This window comes from Streptomyces sp. WAC06614 (assembly GCF_003949795.1).
Taxonomy (GTDB): Bacteria; Actinomycetota; Actinomycetes; order Streptomycetales; family Streptomycetaceae; genus Streptomyces.
Window position 1 is genome coordinate 22,242 of sequence record NZ_RPRY01000019.1, and the last position, 23,152, is coordinate 45,393.

21 protein-coding genes and 1 pseudogene are annotated in these 23,152 nt (G+C 72.0%); 6 read left to right on the forward strand and 16 right to left on the reverse strand.

Annotated features, from left to right (window positions below; genetic code table 11):
- Nucleotides 1–2: 2 nt before the first annotated feature.
- From nuoH to EF918_RS04590, 8 genes are read right to left on the reverse strand one after another with little or no spacing between them, the layout of a single operon-like run.
- Nucleotides 3–1,379 carry an NADH-quinone oxidoreductase subunit NuoH gene (nuoH, locus tag EF918_RS04555; RefSeq protein WP_125641074.1) on the reverse strand — a complete coding sequence of 459 codons (1,377 nt, stop codon included), beginning with the start codon at nt 1,377–1,379 and terminating at the stop codon, nt 3–5.
- A complete protein-coding gene (locus tag EF918_RS04560; protein ID WP_125641077.1) occupies nt 1,376–3,886 on the reverse strand; it encodes an NADH-quinone oxidoreductase subunit G in 2,511 nt (836 codons plus the stop codon). The genes nuoH and EF918_RS04560 overlap by 4 nt, the downstream gene beginning before the upstream one ends.
- Nucleotides 3,883–5,259 carry an NADH-quinone oxidoreductase subunit NuoF gene (gene nuoF / locus EF918_RS04565; RefSeq protein ID WP_125641080.1) on the reverse strand — a complete coding sequence of 459 codons (1,377 nt, stop codon included), beginning with the start codon at nt 5,257–5,259 and terminating at the stop codon, nt 3,883–3,885. The genes EF918_RS04560 and nuoF overlap by 4 nt, the downstream gene beginning before the upstream one ends.
- Complete coding sequence (gene nuoE, locus EF918_RS04570) at nt 5,259–6,005, reverse strand: NADH-quinone oxidoreductase subunit NuoE (protein WP_185921591.1); 747 nt, start codon at nt 6,003–6,005, stop codon at nt 5,259–5,261. The genes nuoF and nuoE overlap by 1 nt, the downstream gene beginning before the upstream one ends.
- Nucleotides 6,002–7,348: an NADH-quinone oxidoreductase subunit D gene (locus tag EF918_RS04575; protein WP_125641083.1), complete on the reverse strand. Its 1,347-nt coding sequence runs from the start codon at nt 7,346–7,348 to the stop codon at nt 6,002–6,004. Before EF918_RS04575 ends, nuoE begins: the two co-directional genes overlap by 4 nt.
- Nucleotides 7,348–8,064, reverse strand: a complete 717-nt coding sequence (locus tag EF918_RS04580) for an NADH-quinone oxidoreductase subunit C (protein WP_125641088.1) — start codon at nt 8,062–8,064, stop codon at nt 7,348–7,350. Before EF918_RS04580 ends, EF918_RS04575 begins: the two co-directional genes overlap by 1 nt.
- Nucleotides 8,061–8,615 (reverse strand): NADH-quinone oxidoreductase subunit B family protein, encoded by a 555-nt coding sequence (locus tag EF918_RS04585; RefSeq protein WP_125641091.1) that lies wholly within the window; start codon nt 8,613–8,615, stop codon nt 8,061–8,063. The genes EF918_RS04580 and EF918_RS04585 overlap by 4 nt, the downstream gene beginning before the upstream one ends.
- A 14-nt stretch (nt 8,616–8,629) precedes the next feature.
- On the reverse strand, nt 8,630–8,989 hold the full coding sequence (locus tag EF918_RS04590; RefSeq protein WP_125641094.1) for an NADH-quinone oxidoreductase subunit A: 360 nt from the start codon (nt 8,987–8,989) through the stop codon (nt 8,630–8,632).
- 782 nt (nt 8,990–9,771) lie between these two features.
- Between EF918_RS04590 and EF918_RS04595 the strand changes: the two genes are divergently transcribed.
- On the forward strand, nt 9,772–10,608 hold the full coding sequence (locus tag EF918_RS04595) for a C40 family peptidase (protein ID WP_125641097.1): 837 nt from the start codon (nt 9,772–9,774) through the stop codon (nt 10,606–10,608).
- A gap of 119 nt (nt 10,609–10,727) precedes the next feature.
- On the forward strand, nt 10,728–11,303 hold the full coding sequence (locus EF918_RS04600) for a hypothetical protein (RefSeq protein WP_125641100.1): 576 nt from the start codon (nt 10,728–10,730) through the stop codon (nt 11,301–11,303).
- Here EF918_RS04600 and EF918_RS04605 read toward each other — a convergent pair.
- Entirely contained in the window at nt 11,300–12,583 is a 1,284-nt protein-coding gene (locus EF918_RS04605; protein ID WP_125641103.1) for a geranylgeranyl reductase family protein, read from the reverse strand. The genes EF918_RS04600 and EF918_RS04605 overlap by 4 nt on opposite strands.
- A 100-nt stretch (nt 12,584–12,683) precedes the next feature.
- On the opposite strand from EF918_RS04605, the gene EF918_RS04610 reads away from it, so the two are divergent.
- Nucleotides 12,684–13,202 (forward strand): GNAT family N-acetyltransferase, encoded by a 519-nt coding sequence (locus tag EF918_RS04610; RefSeq protein ID WP_125641106.1) that lies wholly within the window; start codon nt 12,684–12,686, stop codon nt 13,200–13,202.
- 58 nt (nt 13,203–13,260) lie between these two features.
- On the opposite strand, the gene EF918_RS04615 is transcribed toward EF918_RS04610, so the two are convergent.
- On the reverse strand, nt 13,261–14,190 hold the full coding sequence (locus EF918_RS04615; RefSeq protein ID WP_125641109.1) for a glutaminase: 930 nt from the start codon (nt 14,188–14,190) through the stop codon (nt 13,261–13,263).
- A gap of 4 nt (nt 14,191–14,194) precedes the next feature.
- The gene (locus EF918_RS04620; RefSeq protein ID WP_125641112.1) at nt 14,195–14,893 is read right to left on the reverse strand and encodes a demethylmenaquinone methyltransferase; all 699 of its coding nucleotides are present in this window, start codon (nt 14,891–14,893) and stop codon (nt 14,195–14,197) included.
- 192 nt (nt 14,894–15,085) lie between these two features.
- Here EF918_RS04620 and EF918_RS04625 point away from each other — a divergent pair, with 192 nt between their 5' ends.
- Nucleotides 15,086–16,015 carry a DUF3152 domain-containing protein gene (locus EF918_RS04625; protein ID WP_125641115.1) on the forward strand — a complete coding sequence of 310 codons (930 nt, stop codon included), beginning with the start codon at nt 15,086–15,088 and terminating at the stop codon, nt 16,013–16,015.
- Between the two features lie 34 nt (nt 16,016–16,049).
- Here EF918_RS04625 and EF918_RS04630 read toward each other — a convergent pair whose 3' ends face one another.
- The 3 genes from EF918_RS04630 to EF918_RS04640 all read right to left on the reverse strand — a co-directional run bounded on the left by EF918_RS04630 (nt 16,050) and on the right by EF918_RS04640 (nt 19,961).
- A complete protein-coding gene (locus tag EF918_RS04630) occupies nt 16,050–16,751 on the reverse strand; it encodes a hypothetical protein (protein WP_125641119.1) in 702 nt (233 codons plus the stop codon).
- Nucleotides 16,752–16,759: 8 nt separating this feature from the next.
- Nucleotides 16,760–17,959: a cyclic dehypoxanthinyl futalosine synthase gene (gene mqnC, locus EF918_RS04635; protein ID WP_125641122.1), complete on the reverse strand. Its 1,200-nt coding sequence runs from the start codon at nt 17,957–17,959 to the stop codon at nt 16,760–16,762.
- Nucleotides 17,960–18,068: 109 nt separating this feature from the next.
- On the reverse strand, nt 18,069–19,961 hold the full coding sequence (locus EF918_RS04640; RefSeq protein ID WP_125641126.1) for a serine/threonine-protein kinase: 1,893 nt from the start codon (nt 19,959–19,961) through the stop codon (nt 18,069–18,071).
- Nucleotides 19,962–20,117: 156 nt separating this feature from the next.
- On the opposite strand from EF918_RS04640, the gene EF918_RS04645 reads away from it, so the two are divergent.
- Nucleotides 20,118–21,152, forward strand: a complete 1,035-nt coding sequence (locus EF918_RS04645) for an esterase family protein (RefSeq protein WP_260609784.1) — start codon at nt 20,118–20,120, stop codon at nt 21,150–21,152.
- Nucleotides 21,153–21,173: 21 nt separating this feature from the next.
- Here the strand turns inward: EF918_RS04645 and EF918_RS04650 are convergent, their stop codons facing one another.
- Nucleotides 21,174–22,046, reverse strand: a complete 873-nt coding sequence (locus EF918_RS04650) for a menaquinone biosynthetic enzyme MqnA/MqnD family protein (RefSeq protein WP_125641129.1) — start codon at nt 22,044–22,046, stop codon at nt 21,174–21,176.
- A gap of 235 nt (nt 22,047–22,281) precedes the next feature.
- Between EF918_RS04650 and EF918_RS04655 the strand changes: the two genes are divergently transcribed.
- Nucleotides 22,282–22,485 carry a cold-shock protein gene (locus EF918_RS04655; protein ID WP_125641132.1) on the forward strand — a complete coding sequence of 68 codons (204 nt, stop codon included), beginning with the start codon at nt 22,282–22,284 and terminating at the stop codon, nt 22,483–22,485.
- A 100-nt stretch (nt 22,486–22,585) separates the two neighbouring features.
- Here the strand turns inward: EF918_RS04655 and EF918_RS36740 are convergent.
- Nucleotides 22,586–23,152 (reverse strand): annotated as a pseudogene (locus tag EF918_RS36740) (hypothetical protein); the annotation flags it as partial.

Here is a 23,152-nt window from a genome sequence, read left to right on the forward strand (position 1 = left end):
TCTCAGCCCTCCTCTCGGTCGCTGTCGGCGTTCGCCCCGCCGCTGGCGATCAGTTCCCGGTCCGTACGCGGCCGGCGGCGCGGTACGGGTGCGGCCTGCTGGCCGGGCTTCGGCGGGACCGGGAAGCCGCCCTCCATCGGGTCGAAGACCTCGCCCTGCGGCTGCGCGCCGGACTGCCGGGCGGCCCCGGCCTTCTCCTTGCGGTCGCGGAACAGGTCCACGACGAGGGAGAGGAGCAGCACGGCCACCACGCCTCCGCCCACGTACAGCACGATGTCGCCGAACTCGTAGCGCTCGTTGCGCAGCGCCCGGACGGTGGCGACCAGCATCAGCCAGACCACGGAGACCGGGATGAGCACCTTCCAGCCGAGCTTCATCAGCTGGTCGTAGCGCACGCGCGGCAGCGTGCCGCGCAGCCAGATGAAGAAGAACAGCAGCAGCTGCACCTTGATCACGAACCAGAGCAGCGGCCACCAGCCGTGGTTGGCGCCCTCCCAGTACGTGGAGATCGGCGCCGGGGCCCGCCAGCCGCCCAGGAACAGGGTGGTGGCGACGGCCGAGACGGTGACCATGTTGACGTACTCGGCGAGCATGAACATCGCGAACTTGATCGACGAGTACTCGGTGTTGAAGCCGCCGACCAGGTCGCCCTCGGACTCCGGCATGTCGAACGGCGCCCGGTTGGTCTCGCCGACCATCGTGACGATGTAGATGAGGAACGACACCGGCAGCAGCACGATGTACCAGCGGTCCGCCTGCGCCTCGACGATGGCCGAGGTGGACATCGAGCCGGAGTAGAGGAAGACCGAGGCGAAGGCCGCGCCCATGGCGATCTCGTAGGAGATCATCTGCGCGCACGAGCGCAGACCGCCGAGCAGCGGGTACGTCGACCCGGACGACCAGCCGGCGAGCACGATGCCGTAGATGCCGACCGAGGCGACCGCCAGGATGTAGAGGACGGCGATCGGCAGGTCGGTCAGCTGCATCGTGGTGCGCTGGCCGAAGATGGAGATCTCGTTGCCGGGCGGGCCGAACGGGATGACCGCGATCGCCATGAAGGCCGGGATCGCCGCGACGATCGGGGCCAGCACGTAGACGACCTTGTCGGCCCGCTTGACGACCACGTCCTCCTTGAGCATCAGCTTCACGCCGTCGGCGAGCGACTGGAGCATGCCCCAGGGTCCGTGCCGGTTGGGCCCGATGCGCAGCTGCATCCAGGCCACCACCTTGCGCTCCCACACGATGGACACCAGCACGGTGACCATCAGGAAGGCGAAGCAGAACGCGGCCTTCAGGACGACGAGCCACCAGACGTCCCGGCCGAACAGGGAAAGGTCCTCGGCCGCGAGCGGTACGAAGTGACCGGGTACGGGGTTCACGCCTCCACCTCCGCTGTGGCGTCGCTGCTGCCGGCGGGCGGGACCGCCGGACCGATGCGGACCAGCTCGCCCGGGCGGGCGCCGGTGTCCGCGGTGACCCCGCCGCCGGTGGAGTTCATCGGGAGCCAGACCACCCGGTCCGGCATGGCCGTCACCCGCAGCGGGAAGGTGACCGTGCCGGCCGGGCCGGTGACGGCCAGGACGTCGCCGTCCTTGACCCCCGACTCCTCGGCGGTGGCCGCCGACAGCCGGGCCGGGGCCTCGTGCCGGGTGGCCGCCAGCGCCTCGTCGCCCTCCTGGAGCCGGCCCAGGTCGAGCAGCATCCGGTGGCCCGCGAGGACCGCCTCGCCGCGGCCCGGCCGGGGCACGGGCCGGGCGTCCGCACGGTGCTCCGAGGCCCGTTCACCGGTCCACGGTCCGAGCGCGTCCAGCTCACGGCGTACGGCGTGCACGTCGGGCAGGCCCAGGCGCCGGTCCGCGGCGTCGGCGAGCCGGTCCAGGACCCGGACGTCCGGCGGGGCCAGCGGGCGGGTCATCTGGTCGGGCTTGAGGGCGGCCTCGAACATCCGCACCCGGCCTTCCCAGTTGATGAAGGTGCCCGGCTTCTCGGCGACCGCGGCCACCGGCAGCACCACGTCCGCGTGCGCGGTGACCTCGCTCGGGCGCAGCTCCAGCGAGACCACGAAGGCCTCGGCCAGTGCCTGCCGGGCCCGGGCCGGGTCGGGCAGGTCGGCGATCTCCACGCCGCCGACGAGCAGCGCGCCCAGTTCGCCGCCGGCCGCCGCCTCGACGATCTGGCCGGTGTCGCGCCCGTAGCGGTGCGGCAGTTCGGACAGGCCCCAGGCGCGGGCCACCTCCTCGCGGGCCCGCGGGTCGGTGGCCGGGCGGCCGTGCGGCAGCAGCGAGGGCAGCGCCCCCGCCTCGACCGCGGCCCGCTCACCGGCCCGGCGCGGGATCCACACCAGCCGGGCCCCGGTCGCGGTGGCCGCGCGGACGGCGGCGGTCAGCGCGCCGGGCACCCCGGCGAGCCGCTCGCCGACCACGAGGACCGCGCCCGGCCGGCGCAGCGCCTCGGCGGCCGCCTCGCCGCCCTGCTCCAGCCCGGTCCGGGAGGCCAGGGCGTCGAGCCACTCCGGTTCGGTGCCGGGGGCCGCGGCCAGCAGCGTGCCGCCGGCCTTCTCCAGCCCGCGGGTCGCGAACGGCGCCAGCGCGAAGGTCTGCTGGCGGTGCTTGCGGTGGGCCTTGCGCAGCCGCAGGAAGACCCCGGGGGCCTCCTCCTCGGCCTCGATACCGGCCAGGAGCACGGCCGGGGCCGCCTCCAGCGCGGCGTACGTGACCCCGGCCCCGCCGAGGTCGACCCCGCGGCCGGCCACGGCGGAGGCGAGGAAGTCGGCCTCCTCGGAGCTGTGCACCCGGGCCCGGAAGTCGATGTCGTTGGTGTCGAGCACGACCCGGGCGAACTTGGCGTAGGCGTACGCGTCCTCGACGGTGAGGCGGCCGCCGGTCAGGACGCCCGCCCGGCCGCGCGCGGCCGTCAGGCCCCGGGCGGCCGCCTCCAGCGCCTCCGGCCAGCTCGCCTCCTCCAGCACGCCCGCGGCGTTACGGACCAGCGGCTTGGTCAGCCGGTCCGGGCGCTGGGCGTAGCGGAAGGCGAAGCGGCCCTTGTCGCAGATCCACTCCTCGTTGACCTCCGGGTCCTCCGCGGCGAGCCGGCGCAGCACCTTGCCGCGGCGGTGGTCGGTGCGGGTGGCGCAGCCGCCGGCGCAGTGCTCGCACACGCCGGGCGAGGAGACCAGGTCGAAGGGGCGGGAGCGGAACCGGTACGCCGCCGAGGTCAGCGCGCCCACCGGGCAGATCTGGATGGTGTTGCCGGAGAAGTACGACTCGAACGGGTCGCCCTCACCGGTGCCCACCTGCTGCAGGGCGCCGCGCTCCAGCAGCTCGATCATCGGGTCGCCGGCGACCTGGTGGGAGAAGCGGGTGCAGCGCGCGCACAGCACGCACCGCTCGCGGTCCAGCAGCACCTGCGCGGAGATCGGGACCGGCTTCTCGTAGGTCCGCTTGCGGCCCTCGAACCGGGACTCGGCGTTGCCGTGCGACATGGCCTGGTTCTGCAGCGGGCACTCGCCGCCCTTGTCGCAGACCGGGCAGTCCAGCGGGTGGTTGATGAGCAGCAGCTCCATCACCCCGCGCTGCGCCTTGTCGGCGACCTCCGAGGTGAGCTGGGTCTTGACCACCATGCCGTCGGTGCAGGTGATGGTGCAGGAGGCCATCGGCTTGCGCTGGCCCTCCACCTCCACGATGCACTGCCGGCAGGCGCCGGCCGGGTCGAGCAGGGGGTGGTCGCAGAACCGGGGGATCTCCACGCCGATCTGCTCGGCGGCCCGGATGACCAGCGTGCCCTTGGGCACCGAGAGCTGGACGCCGTCGATGGTGAGCGAGACCAGCTCCTCGGGCGGGACCTGGGCCTCGCCGCCCCCGGAGGGCGCATCAGTGGCGACGGTCATGCGTTCACCTCCGTGTCGGCCCAGAGGGTCGACTTCCTGGGGTCGAAGGGGCAGCCCTTGCCCGTGATGTGCTGCTCGTACTCCTCGCGGAAGTACTTCAGCGAGGAGAAGATGGGGCTGGCCGCGCCGTCGCCGAGGGCGCAGAAGGACTTGCCGTTGATGTTGTCGGCGATGTCGGCCAGCTTGTCGAGGTCGGTCATGACGCCCTTGCCGGCCTCGATGTCGCGCAGCAACTGCACCAGCCAGTACGTTCCTTCGCGGCAGGGGGTGCACTTGCCGCAGGACTCGTGGGCGTAGAACTCGGTCCACCGGGTGACGGCCCGCACCACGCAGGTGGTCTCGTCGAAGCACTGCAGGGCCTTGGTGCCGAGCATCGAGCCGGCCGCGCCCACGCCCTCGTAGTCCAGCGGGACGTCGAGGTGCTCGTCGGTGAACATCGGGGTGGAGGAGCCGCCGGGGGTCCAGAACTTCAGCCGGTGCCCGGGCCGCATCCCGCCGCTCATGTCGAGGAGCTGGCGCAGCGTGATGCCGAGCGGGGCCTCGTACTGGCCGGGGCCGGCGACGTGGCCGGACAGGGAGTAGAGGGTGAAGCCGGGGGACTTCTCGGTCCCCATCGACTTGAACCACTCCTTGCCCCGGTTCAGGATCGCGGGAACCGACGCGATGGACTCCACGTTGTTCACCACGGTGGGACAGGCGTAGAGGCCTTCCACCGCGGGGAAGGGAGGACGCAGCCGGGGCTGTCCGCGCCGGCCTTCGAGGGAGTCCAGCAGGGCGGTCTCCTCGCCGCAGATGTACGCGCCCGCGCCCGCGTGCACGGTGAGGTCGAGGTCCAGGCCGCTGCCGAGCACGTCCTTGCCGAGGAAGCCGGCCTCGTACGCCTCGCGCACGGCCTCGTGCAGGCGGCGCAGCACGGGGACGACCTCGCCGCGCAGGTAGATGAAGGCGTGCTGGGAGCGGATCGCGTAGCAGGCGATCACGATGCCCTCGATGAGCGAGTGCGGGTTGGCGAACATCAGCGGGATGTCCTTGCAGGTGCCCGGCTCGGACTCGTCCGCGTTGACCACGAGGTAGTGCGGCTTGTTGTCGCCCTGCGGGATGAACTGCCACTTCATGCCCGTGGGGAAGCCGGCGCCGCCGCGGCCGCGCAGCCCGGAGTCCTTGACGTAGGCGATGACCTCGTCCGGGGTCATCGCCAGGGCCTTGCGCAGGCCCTCGTAGCCCTCGTGGCGCCGGTAGGTCTCCAGCGTCCACGACCGCGGGTCGTCCCAGAACGCCGACAGGACGGGCGCGAGGAGCTTGTCCGGGCTCGTCCCTCCCCCGGCCGCCGGCTGGGAGGTACCCCCATGACTTTCCCTGGAATCCACGGTCATCACTCCCCTCCTTCGGCGCTGCTCTCACCGCGCGGGTGCACGATCGACGGGTGCGGGTTCTCCCCGCGCGCGATGCGCAGGCCCACCAGGGAGGCCGGGCCGGCGCCGCCGCTCGCCTCGACCGCGCCGGGGCGCTCGTCGGGGAAGCCGGCCAGGATCCGGGCGGTCTCCTTGTACGTGCACAGGGGGGCGCCGCGGGTCGGGGAGACGGGGCGGCCGGCCCGCAGGTCGTCCACGAGGGCCTTGGCGGACTGGGGGGTCTGGTTGTCGAAGAACTCCCAGTTGACCATCACCACGGGGGCGAAGTCGCAGGCCGCGTTGCACTCGATGTGCTCCAGCGTGACCTTGCCGTCGGCGGTGGTCTCGTTGTTGCCGACGCCGAGGTGTTCCTTGAGCTCCTCGAAGATGGCGTCGCCGCCCATGACCGCGCACAGGGTGTTGGTGCACACGCCGACCTGGTAGTCGCCCGAGGGCTTGCGGCGGTACATGGTGTAGAAGGTGGCGACCGCGGTGACCTCGGCGGTGGTCAGTCCCAGCACCTCGGCGCAGAACCGCATGCCGGTGCGCGTGACGTGGCCCTCCTCCGACTGCACCAGGTGCAGCAGCGGCAGCAGGGCGGACCGGCTGTCGGGGTAGCGGGCGACGACCTCCGCGGCGTCCGCCTCCAGCCGGGCGCGGACGTCCGCCGGGTAGTCCGGGGCCGGGAGTTGCGGCATGCCCAGACGCGTGGGGCCGATCTCTGTCATCGGTCGACGCCTCCCATCACGGGGTCGATGGAGGCGACGGCGACGATGACGTCGGCCACCTGGCCGCCCTCGCACATCGCGGCCATGGCCTGCAGGTTGGTGAAGGACGGGTCGCGGAAGTGGACCCGGTAGGGACGGGTGCCGCCGTCGGAGACGACGTGGACGCCGAGCTCGCCCTTGGGGGACTCGACGGCCGCGTACGCCTGGCCGGCCGGCACCCGGAAGCCCTCGGTCACCAGCTTGAAGTGGTGGATGAGGGCCTCCATGGAGGTGCCCATGATGTTCCTGATGTGGTCGAGGGAGTTGCCGAGCCCGTCCGGGCCCATGGCCAGCTGCGCCGGCCAGGCGATCTTCTTGTCGGCGACCATGACCGGTCCGGGCTCCAGCCGCTCCAGGCACTGCTCGACGATCCGCAGGGACTGGCGCATCTCCTCCAGGCGGATCAGGAACCGCCCGTAGGAGTCGCAGGTCTCGGTGGTCGGCACGTCGAACTCGTAGGTCTCGTAGCCGCAGTACGGGTCGGACTTGCGCAGGTCGTGCGGGAGTCCGGCGGAGCGCAGGATCGGGCCGGTGGCGCCGAGGGCCATGCAGCCGGTGAGGTCGAGGTAGCCGACGTCCTGCATGCGGGCCTTGAAGATGGGGTTGCCGGTGGCGAGCTTGTCGTACTCCGGCAGGTTCTTCTTGAACGTCTTCACGAACTCGCGCAGCCGCTCCATGGCGCCCGGGGGCAGGTCCTGGGCGAGGCCGCCGGGGCGGATGAACGCGTGGTTCATGCGCAGGCCGGTGATCAGCTCGTAGAGGTCGAGGACCAGTTCGCGGTCCCGGAACCCGTAGATCATGATGGTGGTGGCGCCCAGCTCCATGCCGCCGGTGGCGATGCACACCAGGTGCGAGGAGATCCGGTTGAGCTCCATCAGCAGCACCCGGATGACCGAGGCCCGGTCGGGGACCTGGTCGGTGATGCCGAGCAGCTTCTCCACGCCCAGGCAGTACGCCGCCTCGTTGAAGAACGGCGTCAGGTAGTCCATGCGCGTGACGAAGGTGGTGCCCTGCGTCCAGTTGCGGAATTCGAGGTTCTTCTCGATCCCGGTGTGGAGGTAGCCGATGCCGCAGCGGGCCTCGGTGACCGTCTCGCCGTCGATCTCCAGGATCAGCCGGAGCACTCCGTGGGTGGAGGGGTGCTGCGGACCCATGTTGACGACGATCCGCTCGTCGTCGGCCTTGGCCGCCGAGCGGACGATCTCGTCCCAGTCCCCGCCGGTGACCGTGTAGACGGTGCCCTCGGTGGTCTCGCGGGACGCCGCGTGGCCGGCGTCGTGGGCCGTGTGGTTCGACGTGGACATCAGCTGTACGACCTCCGCTGGTCGGGAGCCGGGATCTGGGCGCCCTTGTACTCGACGGGAATGCCGCCGAGCGGGTAGTCCTTGCGCTGCGGGAAGCCCTGCCAGTCGTCCGGCATCATGATCCGGGTGAGGGCCGGGTGCCCGTCGAAGATCAGGCCGAAGAAGTCGTACGCCTCCCGCTCGTGCCAGTCGTTGGTCGGGTAGACCTCGACCAACGAGGGGACGTGCGGGTCGGTGTCGGGGGCGGTGACCTCCAGCCGGATGAGCCGGCCGTGGGTGAGCGAGCGCAGGTGGTAGACGGCGTGCAGCTCGCGGCCCTTGTCGTGCGGGAAGTGCACGCCCGAGACGCCGGTGCACAGCTCGAAGCGCAGGGCCGGGTCGTCGCGCAGGGTGCGGGCGACGCGGAGGAGGTGCTCGCGGGCGATGTGGAAGGTGATCTCGCCGCGGTCGACGACCGTCTTCTCGATCGCGTTCTCCGGGACCAGGCCGTGTTCCTCCAGGGCCCCTTCGAGCTCGTCGGCGACCTCGTCGAAGTACGAGCCGTACGGGCGGGCGGAGGCGCCGGGCAGGACCACCGGGCGGACCAGGCCGCCGTAGCCGCTGGTGTCGCCGCCCTCGTTCGCGCCGAACATGCCCTTGCGGACGCCGATGACCTCGCCGGCGGAGCCGCGCGGGGCCGGCAGGTGGCCGTTCTCCGGCTCTTGGGTCTGGCTCACCGCAGCAGCCCCTTCATCTCGATGGTGGGGAGCGCCTTGAGGGCCGCCTCCTCCGCCTCACGGGCCGCCTCTTCCCGGTTCACGCCGAGCTTGGACGTCTGGATCTTGTGGTGGAGCTTGAGGATCGCGTCCATCAGCATCTCGGGGCGGGGCGGGCAGCCGGGCAGGTAGATGTCCACCGGGACGATGTGGTCGACGCCCTGGACGATCGCGTAGTTGTTGAACATGCCGCCCGACGAGGCGCAGACGCCCATGGAGATGACCCACTTGGGTTCGGGCATCTGGTCGTAGACCTGGCGCAGCACCGGCGCCATCTTCTGGCTGACCCGGCCGGCCACGATCATCAGGTCGGCCTGGCGCGGAGAGCCGCGGAAGACCTCCATGCCGAAGCGCGCCAGGTCGTACCGGCCGGCGCCCGTGGTCATCATCTCGATGGCGCAGCAGGCCAGGCCGAAGGTCGCGGGGAAGACGGATGACTTGCGCACCCAGCCCGCGGCTTGTTCGACGGTGGTCAGCAGGAAGCCGCTCGGCAGCTTCTCTTCCAGTCCCATGGGAATTCAGCCCCTCAGTCCCATTCCAGGCCGCCGCGCCGCCAGACGTACGCGTAGGCGACGAAGACGGTGAGCACGAAGAGCAGCATCTCGACGAGCCCGAAGATCCCCAGGGCGTCGAAGGTGACGGCCCAGGGGTAGAGGAAGACGATCTCGATGTCGAAGACGATGAAGAGCATCGCCGTCAGGTAGTACTTGATGGGGAAGCGGCCGCCGCCGGCCGGATGCGGGGTCGGCTCGATACCGCACTCGTAGGCGTCGAGCTTGGCCCGGTTGTACCGTTTTGGACCGATCAGCGTGGCCATGACCACGGAGAAGATCGCAAACCCTGCGCCTAGGGCGCCGAGCACGAGGATGGGTGCGTACGCATTCACGCTCCCTCGCTCCTTCCAGTCGTCCTTGACCGTTGGACCGCCGCGCCGGCTTGCATGTGAGGCAGTTCACAAGCCCGGCTGGTGCGCATCCTATGCCCGCCGGTCTGTGATCTGCGACACGGGTAACAACACCGAGTTTGTGATCTCCACCACCTGACGAACGATCATCAAGTCCGATGAGTGGTGATCTACGTACGCGAAGCATCCACTTGATCACCAAAGGTGACATCCAAGGCCGTTACCGCAGGTAGGAAGGGTCTTGCCCTACCAAACCATGGGGCTTGCAGGCAAATTTGGATCTCCGCAGGACAGGTGATATGGACACTCGCCTCACCCGGTCGAGGGAGGAGCCCGGTACGGACGTGGACGCGGCCGCCGCGCGTGCACCCGTTCACGAGCGGAGCGCGGCGACGGTCCGTGCCCGCCGACGGACGCCCCGTGACGACCCGCCGGAGCCTCACGAACACCGCACGACCAGATCACGGGCCGGCCACGACAGGGGCACGGGGCCGACACGACGGGAGGTTTCTGTGACGTGCGTCACGTCGACTTCGCGCCGGGAAAACCGGGCTTGGCCATCCGTGTAAAGGAATGGTAGGCGCCAGATCAAAACGGACTTATTAGAGAAAGCCCATGATCACAGGCCTGCACGGGGGTGTCCGATTCGCCCGTTACGGCGTCAATAAGCTCCGCGACGCGCCCGGTTGTCGTCGTTGCGGCACAACTGTGGCGCAGACCACGTTTCTTGAAGCGAGGCCCGGCCCCCTGATAGCGGTTGTCCCATGTCCCACACCGCTCACATACCCAGCCACCGGAAGCCCCGTCGTAGCGCCACGAAGCTCGCGGTCCGCGCCGGAGTTGCCGGTGGCGTTCTCAGCACCCTGGCGATGGCCGGCACGGCGAGCGCGTCCCCCTCGGCCGAGCCGGTGACCGAGACCCTCGAGATGCCGGTCCTCGACCTGGACCTGAGCGCCGAGGTCTCCTCCGCCGTCACCACGGCCGCGGACAACTCCAAGGCCGCCGCCCTCCAGGGCGAGCTGAACACCCTTGAGGAGAGCGCCCGCACCGGCGCCGCCGCCGAGGCCAAGAAGGCCAAGGAAGAGGCGCAGAAGAAGGCCGACGCGGAGAAGAAGGCCAAGGAGGAGGCGCAGACCGCCTCCGCCCGCGCCTCCCGCGACTCCGCCCGCACCACCCTCTCCGGCTCCGCCTCCGACGACTCGGGCACCGCCGAGGAGGTCGGCAGCGGTGTGCGGGCCCCCGCGTCCGGCTCCGCCGCCGCCGTGGTGGCCTTCGTCAAGGCGCAGGTCGGCAAGGCCTACATCTCCGGCAGCACCGGCCCGGGCGCGTACGACTGCTCCGGCCTGGTCCAGGCCGCGTACAAGTCGATCGGCGTCACCATGCCGCGCGTCTCGCAGGACCAGTCGCTGAAGGGCACCAAGGTCTCCCTGGACGCCCTGCAGCCCGGCGACGTCCTGTACTGGGGCAGCGCGGGCAGCGCCTACCACGTCGCCATCTACGTGGGCGGCGGCAAGTTCGTCGGCGCGCAGAACTCCAGCACCGGTGTGGCACTGAAGTCCCTGAGCTACGACCCGCCGACGGGCGCCCGCCGCATCCTCTGACGCGACGCCACCCTGACGGTCCGCCAAGGGCCGGTACTCCCCCGCTCGGGGGCGGAGTACCGGCCCTTCGCCATGTCCGCCCCCAGGCCCTACCATCCATGCGAAAGGGGTGGGCGCACATGGACACACCGCACTCGAACGACGCGTACGAGGTCTACGCGGAGGGAGTCGGCCTCCCCGCCGCCCTCGGCCTGGGTTCCCTGGCGTTCGGCGGCTGGCTGCTCACCACCACCCGCCCGTGGTCCCACGCGTTCGACCTGGCCATGCTGCTGGCCGGCTGGGGCATCTCGCTGCTCGTGCTGGTCTGGGGGCTCGTCCTGACCACCGGATGCGTCCTGGCGGCCCTGCGGCCGCTGGTCCGGGCCGACGCCGCCGGACTGTGCCTGCCGGCCGACCATTTCCACGCCGCCTGGCGGGACATACGGGAGGTCGAGGTCGGCACGGTGGAACTCGGTCACCGCGACGGCGCCGCGCACGGCGGGACGGGCCCGCAGGAGGCCCGCCCGCTACGGCACCGCGCCGTGTGGGTGACCCTGCACGACGGCAGCCGCCACGAGTACGTCACCCACCGCCCCGGCGAGATCCTCGTCGGGGCCGAACTGGCGGGTGGTCTGTCCCTGTTCGCCGGGGATGTCCCCGTCACCTGGTCCGACGAGGTCGTCCACCGTCCCCGGCGCCGCAAGCGGGCCCGCTAGGCGCGCGGGGCCACCTTCGACAGGCCGTTGATGATCCGGTCCATGGCGTCGCCGCCGGTCGGGTCGGTCAGGTTGGCCAGCATCTTCAGCGTGAAGCGCATCAGCACGGGGTGGGTCAGGCCGCGCTGGGTGGCCACCTTCATGACCTTCGGGTTGCCGATCAGCTTCACGAAGGCGCGGCCCAGCGAGTAGTAGCCGCCGTAGGTCTCCTTGAGGACCTTCGGGTAGCTGTGCAGGGCCAGTTCGCGCTGGGCCGGGGTGGCCCGGGCGTGGGCCTGGACGATCACGTCGGCCGCGATCTTCCCGGACTCCATCGCATAGGCGATGCCCTCGCCGTTGAACGGGTTGACGAGCCCGCCCGCGTCACCGACGAGCAGCAGGCCCTTGGTGTAGTGCGGCTGGCGGTTGAAGGCCATCGGCAGGGCCGCGCCACGGATCGGCTGGGTCATGTTCTCCGGGGTGTAGCCCCAGTCCTCGGGCATGGACGCGCACCACGCCTTGAGGACCTCGCGCCAGTCCAGCTCGCGGAAGGCGGAGGAGGAGTTGAGGATGCCCAGGCCGACGTTGGAGGTACCGTCGCCCATGCCGAAGATCCAGCCGTAGCCAGGCAGCAGCCGGTCCTGCGGACCGCGCCGGTCCCACAGCTCCAGCCAGGACTCCAGGTAGTCGTCGTCGTGCCGCGGCGAGTGGAAGTACGTCCGGACGGCCACGCCCATGGGACGGTCCTCGCGCCGGTGCAGACCCATGGCCAGGGACAGCCGGGAGGAGTTGCCGTCGGCGGCGACCACCAGGGGGGCGTGGAAGGTGACCGGGGTCTTCTCCTCGCCGAGCTTGGCGTGCACGCCGGTGATGTGGCCGGTGCGCGGGTCACGGACGGGCTCGCCGACGGTGCAGCGCTCGTACAGCCGGGCGCCGGCCTTCTGGGCCTGCCGGGCGAGGGTCTCGTCGAAGTCGTCGCGCTTGCGGACCAGTCCGTAGTCCGGGAACGAGGCGAGCTCGGGCCAGTCGAGCTGGAGCCGCTGACCGCCGCCGATGATGCGCAGCCCCTTGTTGCGCAGCCAGCCGGCCTCCTCGGAGACGTCGATGCCCATGGCCACGAGCTGCTTGGTGGCCCGCGGGGTGAGCCCGTCGCCGCACACCTTCTCGCGCGGGAACGCCGTCTTCTCCAGCAGCAGGACGTCGAGACCCGCCTTGGCCAGGTAGTAGGCGGTGGTGGAGCCGGCGGGCCCGGCCCCGACGACGATCACATCCGCGGTGTGTTCGGACAGGGGCTCGGTCACTGCGGGGTCTCCCGAGGGCTCGGAATTCTGCGTGCCGTAGGCACAGGACATGGGCAGTCTATGCAGCGAAGCGTGATCGCCACCGAGAAGGGCCGCACCGATGACCAAGCCGCTCCCCGCCGTCCAGTTGCGCGTTCCCACCGACGAGGACGCCCATGCCTGGCACCGGGTGTTCGCCGACCGGGACGTCATGGAGTTCCTGGGCGGCCCCGCCGAACTCTCGGCGTACGAGGAGCTCACCGCCCGGCAGCGGCTGCACGACGCCCGGTTGGGGTACTGCCTGTGGACCCTGCTCGACGCGGACGGTGAGGTGCTCGGCTTCACCGGGGCCCAGCCGTGGCCGGCGGAGAAGGCCTGGGGTCCGGTGGGCGAGATAGAGATCGGCTGGCGCCTGGGCCGGGCCCACTGGGGCAAGGGCTACGTCGCCGCGGCGCTGACCGAGTCCCTGCGGCGGCTGCGGACGGCCGGGGTCGGCCGGGTCGTCGCGGTGATCGACGAGGGCAACGCCCGCTCGATCGCGGTGGCGCACCGCCTGGGCATGACCGCCGAGGCGCCGCTGCCGCTGCCGAAGGGGACGGGCCGGGGGCGCACCTACGGGCTGGCGCTGGACGCGGTCTGAGGCACCGCCGCGGCCCCGGGCCGCGGCGGTGGTGGCATCGGACGGCGGTCGGGCCGCCTCAGAAGACGGACAGGCCCGTCAGGGTCGTGAAGCGGTCGAGGGCGGCCACGCCCGCGACCGAGTTGCCGCGGGAGTCGAGGCCGGGGCTCCACACGGCCAGGGTGCACCGGCCGGGCACGACGGCGACGATGCCGCCGCCCACCCCGCTCTTGCCGGGCAGGCCGACGCGGTAGGCGAACTCGCCCGCCGCGTCGTACGTCCCGCAGGTCAGCATCACCGCGTTGACCTGCTTGGCCTCGCTGCGGGTCAGCAGCCGCGTGCCGTCCGCGCGGATCCCGTGCCGGGCCAGGAAGCCCGCCGCCAGGGCCAGATCGGCGCAGCTCATCTCGATCGAGCACTGCCAGAAGTAGTGGTCGAGCAGGGCCGGCACGGGGTTGTCGATGTTGCCGTAGCTGGCCATGAAGTGGGCCACGGCCGCGTTGCGGTCGCCGTGCTCGTGCTCGGAGGCGGCGACCTCGGCGTCGAAGCCGAGGCCGGGGTTGCCGCTCTCCTGCCGCAGGAACTCCAGCAGCTCGCTGCTGGCGTCGCCGGTGAGGGTCTGGAGCCGGTCGGTGACGACGAGCGCGCCCGCGTTGATGAACGGATTGCGCGGAATGCCGTTCTCGTACTCCAGCTGCACCAGGGAGTTGAACGGGTTGCCGGACGGCTCCCGGCCGACCCGCTCCCAGAGGCTGTCGCCGCCCTCGGCGAGGGCCAGCGCCAGCGCGAAGACCTTGGTGACGGACTGCGCGGAGAACGGCACCCGCCAGTCGCCGACGCCGTGGACCCGGCCGTCGAGGTCGGCGACCGCCATGCCGAACTGCCGCGGGTCGACGCCGGCCAGCGCCGGGATGTACTCGGCCGGGGTGCCCGAGCCCACGAGCGGGGCGACATCGGCCGCGATCCGCTCCAGCAGGGCCTGGTAGTCCGGCGGTGTGGTGCTCGGCAACGTGTCAGCCCCGGGGCTTGGAACCGCGGTGCAGGGCCACGACCCCGCCGGTCAGGTTGCGCCAGGCGACCTCGCCCCAGCCGGCCTTCTGCAGCAGGCGGGCCAGCTCCGGCTGGGCCGGCCACTCGCGGATGGACTCGGCGAGGTAGACGTAGGCGTCGGGGTTGGAGGAGACGGCACGCGCCACCGGGGGCAGCGCGCGCATCAGGTACTCCATGTACACCGTGCGGAACGGCGCCCAGGTCGGCTCGGAGAACTCGCAGATGACCACCCGGCCGCCGGGCTTGGTCACGCGGTACAGCTCGCGCAGGGCGGCGTCGGTGTCCTGGACGTTGCGCAGCCCGAAGGAGATGGTGACGGCGTCGAAGACGTCGTCGCGGAACGGCAGCCGGGTGGCGTCACCGGCGGTCAGCGGCAGCCAGGGGTGCCGCTTCTTGCCCTCGCGCAGCATCCCGAGGGAGAAGTCGCAGGGCACCGTGTACGCGCCGGTGGCGGCGAAGGGCAGCGAGCTGGTCGCGGTCCCCGCGGCGAGGTCGAGCACCTTCTGCCCGGGCCGGGCGTCGACGGCCGCGGCGACGGCCTTGCGCCACAGGCGGGCCTGGCCGAGGGAGAGCACGTCGTTGGTGAGGTCGTACTTGGCGGCCACGTCGTCGAACATGGAGGCCACTTCGTGCGGCTGCTTGTCCAGGGATGCGCGGGTCACTGGCGTTCGGCCTCGCTCGTGTCGGTCCGGGTGGTTCTCCTGGTCATTCTGGCAGGCGGCCCCCCGCCGCCCGCGCCCGGCTTCGGTCCGGAGTGAACCGCCCGGCCGCCTTTGCCCGTCCTACCTCCCGACCCACCCGTACCGAACGAAACTGGGGGAAGCCGCCCGGGCCCGACCCCGCGCGGCGGAAACATGCACCATCGCCACCGCAGTACCCCGTCCGCGAACCGCCGCTCCCCCCGCGCCCGGCGCCGCGCCGAGCGCCGCCGCCGGATGCGCCGGACCCTGCTGACCGCCGCCGCCTGCGCGGCCGGCGCGGCGGCCGGCCTCGCCGCCCTGCTGGCGCCGCAGGACGCCCCGTCCGCCGGCTCCGCGGCGGCCCTGCGCCCCGAGCCGCGGAGCACGGCCACGGACACGGCCACGGACACGGAGCAGCGCCCCTCGGCCGCCCCTTCCGCCCAGGCCCCCGGGGCCCGGGCCCCCGGGTCGCCGTCCCACGATCCGGGCGCCGCGCACACGGCCGGGCCCGGCGCCTCCCGGGCGTCCCGGGGCGAGGTCCCCCGCTCCGGTCCCGGCACCTTCACCGCCTCCCGGCTCTCGGGCGACAGCCATGGCAGCGGGACGGTGCGGCGCTACCGCGTCGAGGTCGAGGAAGGCTCCGGGGTGGAGCCCGACCAGGCGGCCCGGGAGGTCGAGGCGATCCTCGCCGACCGGCGCGGCTGGATACGGGACCCGCAGTACGCCTTCCGGCTCACCGGGCAGGGCGAGGTGGACTTCACCGTCCGGATCGCCACTCCCACCACCACCGACCGGCTCTGCGAGGTCACCACCCCCGAGCTGGTCGGCGAGACCAACTGCCGGGCCGGCCACGACGTCGTGGTCAACCTCAAGCGCTGGCAGCAGGGTTCGCCCCAGTTCGACGGGCCGGTCGCCGAGTACCGCGCCCTGATCGTCAACCACGAGGTGGGCCACGAGATCGGCCGCGGCCACGAGACCTGCCCCGGGCCGGGCAAGCCGGCCCCCGCGATGATGCAGCAGCTCAAGGGCCTCCTGGGCTGCCGCTCCAACGCCTGGCCGTACGACAGCAGCGGCACCTACCTGTCCGGCCCGGCGGTGCCGTAGCCGCAGTGACCGCAGGGGCTGCCGTCGGGCGGGGTCAGCGGCGGCGGTGCAGGAGCCGGCCCGCGACCACCGTGGCCACGCAGGTGCCCGCGCCCGCCGCCCGCAGGGCCGGCTCGTCCGGGACCGCGAACACCGCGAAGCGGGCCGGGGCGCCCGGCACCAGGCCGCCGTGGAAGGGCAGCGGCACGGCCGCGCCGAGGCCGGCCAGCGGATCGAGGGAGACCACCGGGGCGGAGGACCCCGGAGCCAGGGCCGGGAGAGCCGGGTCCAGGGCCGTCGGGCCCTCAGCCGGGTCCGCGCCCGGGGCACGGGAAGCCGTCGCCGTCGCCGGCAGCAGGGTCAGGCCCGAGCGGGTCACGGCCTCGGCCGCCCAGCGGTGGCGGAGGGTCCCCGCCACGGCCACCACGCCGTGCGCCAGCAGGCGCTGGACGCCCCGGCGGGCGCTGCCGCCCCAGCGGGCGGTGTCCTGCGCGGTGGGCGCCGGGAGCGGATCCTCCGCCTCCCGGGGGTCCGGGTGGTAGGTCTCCTCCAGGAGTTCCACCCCGCGGGCGTGCACCAGTCCCGGGGCCAGCAGGCCCGGCCAGCGCCGTACCCGGGCCCCCGGCCAGGCCGCGGCCAGGTCCTCGGAGCGGCCGACCGCCTCGACGACCGCGCCCCGCACCAGGACCGCCCCGCCGGGCACCGGGTCCCCCGCGGGCCCCGGCAGGGCCAGGTCGGCGGTGTGCAGCGTCAGCATCCCGGGCCTCAGGTGGCCGAGAGCAGCTTCAGCTCCGGGTGGGCGGTGCCGCCCTCGATCGCCGTCGAGGAGATGTGCGAGGCCACGCGGTCGTCGACCGGGTCGTTCGCCGGGTCGTCGTGCACGAGCAGGTGCTCGTACGTGGTCGCGCGCTGCGCCGGCACCCGGCCCGCCTTGCGGATCAGGTCGATGAGCTCCATGCGGTTGGAGCGGTGCTTGGCGCCCGCCGAGGAGACCACGTTCTCCTCCAGCATCACCGAACCGAGGTCGTCGGCGCCGTAGTGCAGCGAGAGCTGACCGGCCTCCTTGCCGACCGTCAGCCAGGAGCCCTGGATGTGCGCCACGTTGTCCAGGAACAGCCGCGCGATCGCGATCATCCGCAGGTACTCGAAGACCGTCGCCTGGGTCCGGCCCTTGAGGTGGTTGTTCTCCGGCTGGTACGTGTACGGGATGAAGGCCCGGAAGCCCCCGGTCCGGTCCTGCACGTCGCGGATCATCCGCATGTGCTCGATCCGCTCGGCGTTGGTCTCGCCGGTGCCCATCAGCATGGTGGAGGTGGACTCCACGCCGAGGTTGTGCGCGAGCTCCATGATCTCCAGCCAGCGCTCGCCCGACTCCTTCAGCGGCGCGATGGCCTTGCGCGGCCGCTCCGGCAGCAGCTCGGCGCCCGCGCCCGCGAACGAGTCCAGGCCGGCGGCGTGGATCCGGCGGATCGCCTCCTCCGCCGTGACTCCGGAGATGCGGGCCATGTGCTCGACCTCGGAGGCGCCGAGGGAGTGGATGACGAGCTGCGGGAAGGCCTGCTTGATCGCGGCGAAGTGCTTCTCGTAGTACTCCACGCCGTAGTCCGGGTGGTGGCCGCCCTGGAACATGATCTGGGTGCCGCCCAGCTCGACCGTCTCCGCGCAGCGGCGCAGGATGTCGTCGAGGTCGCGGCTCCAGCCCTTCTTGGTGTCCTTGGGGGCCGCGTAGAAGGCGCAGAACTTGCACGCCGTGACGCACACGTTGGTGTAGTTGATGTTGCGCTCGATGATGTACGTCGCGATGTGCTCGGTCCCCGCGTAGCGGCGCCGGCGCACGGCGTCCGCGGCGGAGCCGAGGGCGTGCAGGGGCGCGTGGCGGTAGAGGTCGAGCGCCTCCTCCGGCGTGATCCGGCCCCCTTCGGCGGCACGGTCGAGGACAGACTGGAGAGCGGCCTGGTCGGTCACCGGTGCGTCACCTTTCGGCGGGGTCGACAAACTTCACGTGTCAAGGGCTACGACCTCGACAGCCTACGCCAGGGCACCCCGCCGCCTCGTTCCAGGGGCTTGTCCCGTTTCAGGGGCTTCGCGTCAGGTCGCCCTCCGGGTTGCCCGCCGCCCGGTCGCCCGACTTGTAGTGCAGGCTGCCGCCCTCGTTGAGGGTGAAGCGCTCGTCGGCGGAGCCGTCCGCGCAGATGCCGGGGTGCGGGTTGGTGTTGCCGGTCGAGTCCAGGACCACCGAACGGTCCGTGGCGGAGCTGAGCTTCCACTGGCCGCTGCAGTCGTAGGTGGTCCCGAAGAGATCCAGGAGCGCCTTGTCCCGGCCGACCGCCTCGCCCTTGCGGCCCGCCTTGATGGTGATCTCGAACTTCGTGGGGACCCCGAGGTTCGTCGTCACCGTGCCCTTCCAGGTGCCGATCAGGGCCTGCGGGACCGTGTCCTGCGCGGGGGCCGACGCCGACGGGGCCGGCGAGCCCTGTCCCGAGGCCGACGGCGGCGCGGGCGACGAGGCCGTCACCGGCGGCCGGGCCGCGGCGTCGCCGCCGCTGTGGTCCTTCTCGCCCGTGCCCGGCAGCACGCCCGCCCGCCACAGCCCGCCGAGGACCAGGGCGAAGGCCGCCGCCCCCGCCACGACCAGCGTGCAGCTGAAGCGGCGCCCCGCGGCGGTCATCGTCACCTGGCGGCCGCCGCCGGTGCCCCCGCCGGAGCCGCCGCCCGGGCCGGCGTCGGCCGGGGTGCCCGTCCGCTGGCCGGGGACCTGGCCGGCCGCCCGGCCACCGGTCTCGGTCGGTGCCCCGTACGGGCCCGCCGCCACCGGTACGGCGCCGGCCGGGCCGCCGTAGGAGGGGTCCGGCGCGCCGAAGCCGCCGGAGCCGGAGCCGGAGCCGCCGGGGCCGGAGCCGTACGAGCCGGAGCCGTACGAGCCCGGGCCGGGGCCCGGGCCGTAGGGGCCGGAGGCGTACCCGCCCGAGCCGTACCCGCCCGAGGACGCGGTCGGGCTGTACGGGGCCGAGGACGCGGACGCGCCCGCTCCGCCGCCGCCCGGCCCGGCGTCCTCCGCGTCCAGGTCCAGCAGCCGTACGGCCGCCCGCGAGGCCTCCTCCACCAGCGGGGCCGGCAGCCAGCCCGGCGCGCCCAGGGCGTCCCCGAGCCGCTGCGCCACGTCCTGCGGCGCCGGCCGGTCCGCCGCCGCCTTGGCCAGGCATTCCGCGACCAGCGGCACCAGGGGGGCCGGGACGTCCGTCAGGTCCGGTTCCTCGTGCACGACCTTGTACAGCAGCGTCGCCGAGTTGTCGCCGGAGAACGGCGGGCGGCCGGTCGCCGCGAAGGCCAGGACCGCGCCCAGGGAGAACACGTCCGAGGCGCCCGTGACGCCCTTGCCGAGGATCTGCTCGGGCGACATGTAGCCCGGCGAGCCGATGGAGACCCCGGTCGAGGTCAGCGAGGCCGTGCCGTCCGTGGCCCGGGCGATGCCGAAGTCGATCAGCCGGGGCCCGCCCGCGTCTCCCCCGGCCCCGCCGGCCCCGCCGAGGGTGAGCAGCACGTTGGAGGGCTTGACGTCCCGGTGCACCAGCCCCAGGCCGTGCACGGCCACCAGGGCCCGCGCCAGCCCCGCGCCGATGGCCCGGACGGTCGGCTCGGGCAGCGGTCCGTAGGAGGCGACCGCACGGTCCAGGGAGGGCCCGGCGACGTAGCCGGTGGCCACCCACGGCACCTCCGCGTCCGGGTCGGCGTCCAGGACCGGCGCGGTCCACTCGCCGCCCACCCGGCGGGCCGCGTCCACCTCGCGGCGGAACCGGATCCGGAATTCGGCGTCGGTCGCGAAGTGCGGGTGGACGATCTTGACCGCGACCGTCCGGCCGCCCGCGCTGCGCCCCAGGTAGACCCGGCCCATCCCGCCGGCGCCGAGCCGGCCCAGCAGTCGGTACGGGCCGATCGCGCGCGGCTCCCCGGCCTCCAGCGGCTGCATGGTTCCCCCTGTACGAGCTCTGCGAGCAGTCCTACGACCCCTTGTCTGCACACCGGACGACGGCCGCGTGACCGGTACGTGGCGGATGCACGACGACACGCACCCTAGTGCCACCCCGCTGCGCGCCGCGGCGTGTTGCATGGCACGGTGGCCCTCATGAGACCCAAGACCGCTCCGGCGGCCATGGCAGCTGTCCTGCTCACGGCCCTGATATCCACCCTCGTCACCGGCTGCTCCGGCAAGGGCGACAAGGTCAGCTACGACACCCCCGCGGCCCGCCCCAAGGGTGCCTCGGTCAAGCAGCCGACCGAGGCGGAGCGCAAGGCCCGGGAGCTGACGCAGCTCCCCACCGGGCCGCAGGCGCAGTGGGCCAAGGAGACGGACGTCGACGGGGGCACGACCATCAGCGTGACCACCCTCGTGGGCCGGAAGTCGGGCTTCACCGGTCAGGTCTGGGTCTGGGTCCCCCGGCAGTACTTCGATCCGAAGTACAGCCAGAGCGGCTTCCCCGTGATGATCTCGCTGCCGGGCGGCAAGGGCTTCCCCAAGCCGTACTGGACGGAAACGGGTCTCGGCCTGCAGACGGGTATCCACAAGTGGTCCCACGAGGGCAGGAGCCAGCCCTTCATCGTGGTGATGCCGGTGCTGAACCCGAGCAAGGTCTACTACCAGGACGGCAGTGACATCCCCGAGCAGGCGAAGATGGGCACGTGGCTGTCGGAGGACGTGCCGCAACTCGTCAAGGAGAATTTCCGCACCTTCAAGTCCCGTGACGGATGGGGGTGGATGGGCTCCTCGTCGGGTGGTTTCGCCGCGCTGAAGTTCGTCCTGCAGAAGCCCGACCAATTCAAGGCCGTGATCGCCTCGGGCCCCGACACCCGGCCCGACTCCCCCCTGTGGAAGCACTACGAGGAGGAGAAGGCGGCGAACAATCCGGAGAAGCTCGCCGCGGCACTGATCGAGAAGGGCGGGCCGGAGGTGTATCTGGCCTTCCAGGTGGGCACACTGGAGCCCACGGTTATGCCGAATATCAAGAATTTCATCAAGAATTACGGCCGGGGCCCGATCAAGACCAACCTTCAGGTGATCAAGGACGGCCAGCACGACGCCAAGAGCTACATCCGGGGCATGGGCGAGGGCACCATGGAGTGGTACAGCCAGTGGTTCCAGGCGCCCATCGCCACCCCGTAGGGGCCGGTCCGGCCCCCGCCCTCAGGCCGTCGGCGCCACCGCGGGCACGGGCGTCAGCAGGGTCACGTCGACGTCCGCCGGGAAGCCCGTCGTCGGACCCGTCCGGCGCGCGAACTCCCTTACGCCGGCGAGCTGGTCGGCCCCGAAGCGGAAGTCCAGCGTGGTGAAGTAGCGCTCCAGCAGCGTGGCGTCGAACGCCTCCCAGCGGGCCGCCTGCTCGGCCACCTTGGCGACCTCCTCCAGGGACAGGTCGCGGGAGGCGAGGAAGGCCTCGTGGACCTGCCGGACGGTCTCCGGCTCGCGCTCGGCGTAGTCCCGGCGGGCCGCCCAGACCGCGAAGACGAACGGCAGCCCGGTCCACTCCTTCCACATGCTCCCCAGGTCGTGGACGTCCAGGCCGAGCCTCGGTGCGTCGTGCAGGGAGGCCCGCAGCGCCGCGTCGCCGATCAGCACGGCCGCCTCGGCCTCCTGCATCATCAGCCCGAGGTCGGGCGGGCAGGAGAAGTAGTCGGGCTGCACGCCGTAGCGCTCGGTCAGCATCAGCTGCGCCAGCCGGACCGAGGTCCGGGAGGTCGAGCCGAGGGCGACCCGGGCCCCGTGGAGCTGCTCCAGGGGCACCTGGGAGACGATGACGCAGGACATGACGGGGCCGTCGCAGCCCACCGCCAGATCGGGGAAGGCGATCAGGTCGTCGGCGTTCTTCAGGAACTCCACGAGGGTGACGGGCGCGATGTCGAGATCACCCGCGATCAGGCTCTCGCTGAGCTTCTCGGGGCTGTCCTTGGTCAGCTCCAGGTCCAGCAGAGTGCCGGTCCTGGCCAGGCCCCAGTAGAGGGGGAGGCAGTTCAGGAACTGAATGTGGCCGACCCGGGGCCGGCGGCGATTGGCGTCCACGTCGTGAGACTAGACCCCGGCCGGCGTCAGCATCCGCGCGGGTCTCAAACGTCCGGGTGACGTGATCTTTCCCTCTGGTCTCGTACGGACCCCGCGTGCTACGCTCGAAGCAAGTTGCAGTTTGGTTTCCCTTGCAGTACGGAGCCTGCGGAGCTTGTGACCGCGGGCTTTTGTAGTTTTCAGACTTCTTAGCAGGTTCTGGAGCAGGGCGACCCTTTGGCCCATAGGAGGGCTCATGGCTACCGGAACCGTGAAGTGGTTCAACGCTGAAAAGGGCTTCGGCTTCATCGCCCAGGACGGCGGCGGCCCGGATGTCTTCGTCCACTACTCCGCGATCAACGCGTCTGGCTTCCGCTCCCTCGAGGAGAACCAGGCCGTCACCTTCGACGTCACCCAGGGCCCGAAGGGCCCGCAGGCCGAGAACGTCGTCGTGGGTTGATCTTCTGATCCAGCAGTACCCAAGGAGCCCCGCCTTCCGGCGGGGCTCCTGCCCTTTTCCGGGCCTTTCCGGCCCGTGCCCGGGCCTTCCAGGCCCTTGATCAGGCCTTGCGGGACGGGGTCGCGGCCACGGTCGCGGTCGGCTTCGGGGACTCCTTCGGGGTCTCCTTCGGCGGGTCCGTCGGGGCCGGCGTGGGCGCCGGGGCCTTGGTGACCGTGAGGTCGAAGATCTTCTCCAGGCCGTCCTTGGTCCGCAGCCGCAGGTGGTACGTGCCCGGCTCGGCCGTGGCCGAGGTGAACAGCTCCGGCAGGGTGACCAGGCCGTTCTTGTCCGTCGCGGGCAGCTCCAGGCTGCGCAGCTCCTTGCCGTCCTTGTCCTTGAAGAACGGCCCGGCCTCGGCGACGACCCACTTGTCCGTCGCCCGGTCCTTCACGACCGTCTCGGCGGTCAGCACCGTGCCCGCGACCGGCTTGCCCTTGGCCAGGGTCTTCAGCTCCACCCCGGTGAAGCTGCTGCCCGCGACGGTCTCCAGCACCTTGTCACTCGTACGGGCGACCTCGTCAGCGACCGGCACCGGCTTGGGTGCCACCGTTCCGGTGAACTGGACCGTGAAGGACCGGCCGCCGCCGTAGGACGTGGCGCGCAGGGTGAAGCCGCCCGCCGTCGG

What these genes read in the sequence shown, in the direction of transcription:
- EF918_RS04600 (WP_125641100.1), top strand. Translation starts at nt 10,728, where the DNA reads ATGGACACACCGCACTCGAACGACGCGTACGAGGTCTACGCGGAGGGA.
- EF918_RS04575 (WP_125641083.1), bottom strand. Translation starts at nt 7,348, where the DNA reads ATGTCCACGTCGAACCACACGGCCCACGACGCCGGCCACGCGGCGTCC.
- EF918_RS04610 (WP_125641106.1), top strand. Translation starts at nt 12,684, where the DNA reads ATGACCAAGCCGCTCCCCGCCGTCCAGTTGCGCGTTCCCACCGACGAG.
- EF918_RS04640 (WP_125641126.1), bottom strand. Translation starts at nt 19,961, where the DNA reads ATGCAGCCGCTGGAGGCCGGGGAGCCGCGCGCGATCGGCCCGTACCGA.
- EF918_RS04560 (WP_125641077.1), bottom strand. Translation starts at nt 3,886, where the DNA reads ATGACCGTCGCCACTGATGCGCCCTCCGGGGGCGGCGAGGCCCAGGTC.
- nuoF (WP_125641080.1), bottom strand. Translation starts at nt 5,259, where the DNA reads ATGACCGTGGATTCCAGGGAAAGTCATGGGGGTACCTCCCAGCCGGCG.
- EF918_RS04585 (WP_125641091.1), bottom strand. Translation starts at nt 8,615, where the DNA reads ATGGGACTGGAAGAGAAGCTGCCGAGCGGCTTCCTGCTGACCACCGTC.
- EF918_RS04645 (WP_260609784.1), top strand. Translation starts at nt 20,118, where the DNA reads ATGAGACCCAAGACCGCTCCGGCGGCCATGGCAGCTGTCCTGCTCACG.
- EF918_RS04630 (WP_125641119.1), bottom strand. Translation starts at nt 16,751, where the DNA reads ATGCTGACGCTGCACACCGCCGACCTGGCCCTGCCGGGGCCCGCGGGG.
- EF918_RS04655 (WP_125641132.1), top strand. Translation starts at nt 22,282, where the DNA reads ATGGCTACCGGAACCGTGAAGTGGTTCAACGCTGAAAAGGGCTTCGGC.
- nuoE (WP_185921591.1), bottom strand. Translation starts at nt 6,005, where the DNA reads ATGACAGAGATCGGCCCCACGCGTCTGGGCATGCCGCAACTCCCGGCC.
- EF918_RS04625 (WP_125641115.1), top strand. Translation starts at nt 15,086, where the DNA reads ATGCACCATCGCCACCGCAGTACCCCGTCCGCGAACCGCCGCTCCCCC.
- EF918_RS04595 (WP_125641097.1), top strand. Translation starts at nt 9,772, where the DNA reads ATGTCCCACACCGCTCACATACCCAGCCACCGGAAGCCCCGTCGTAGC.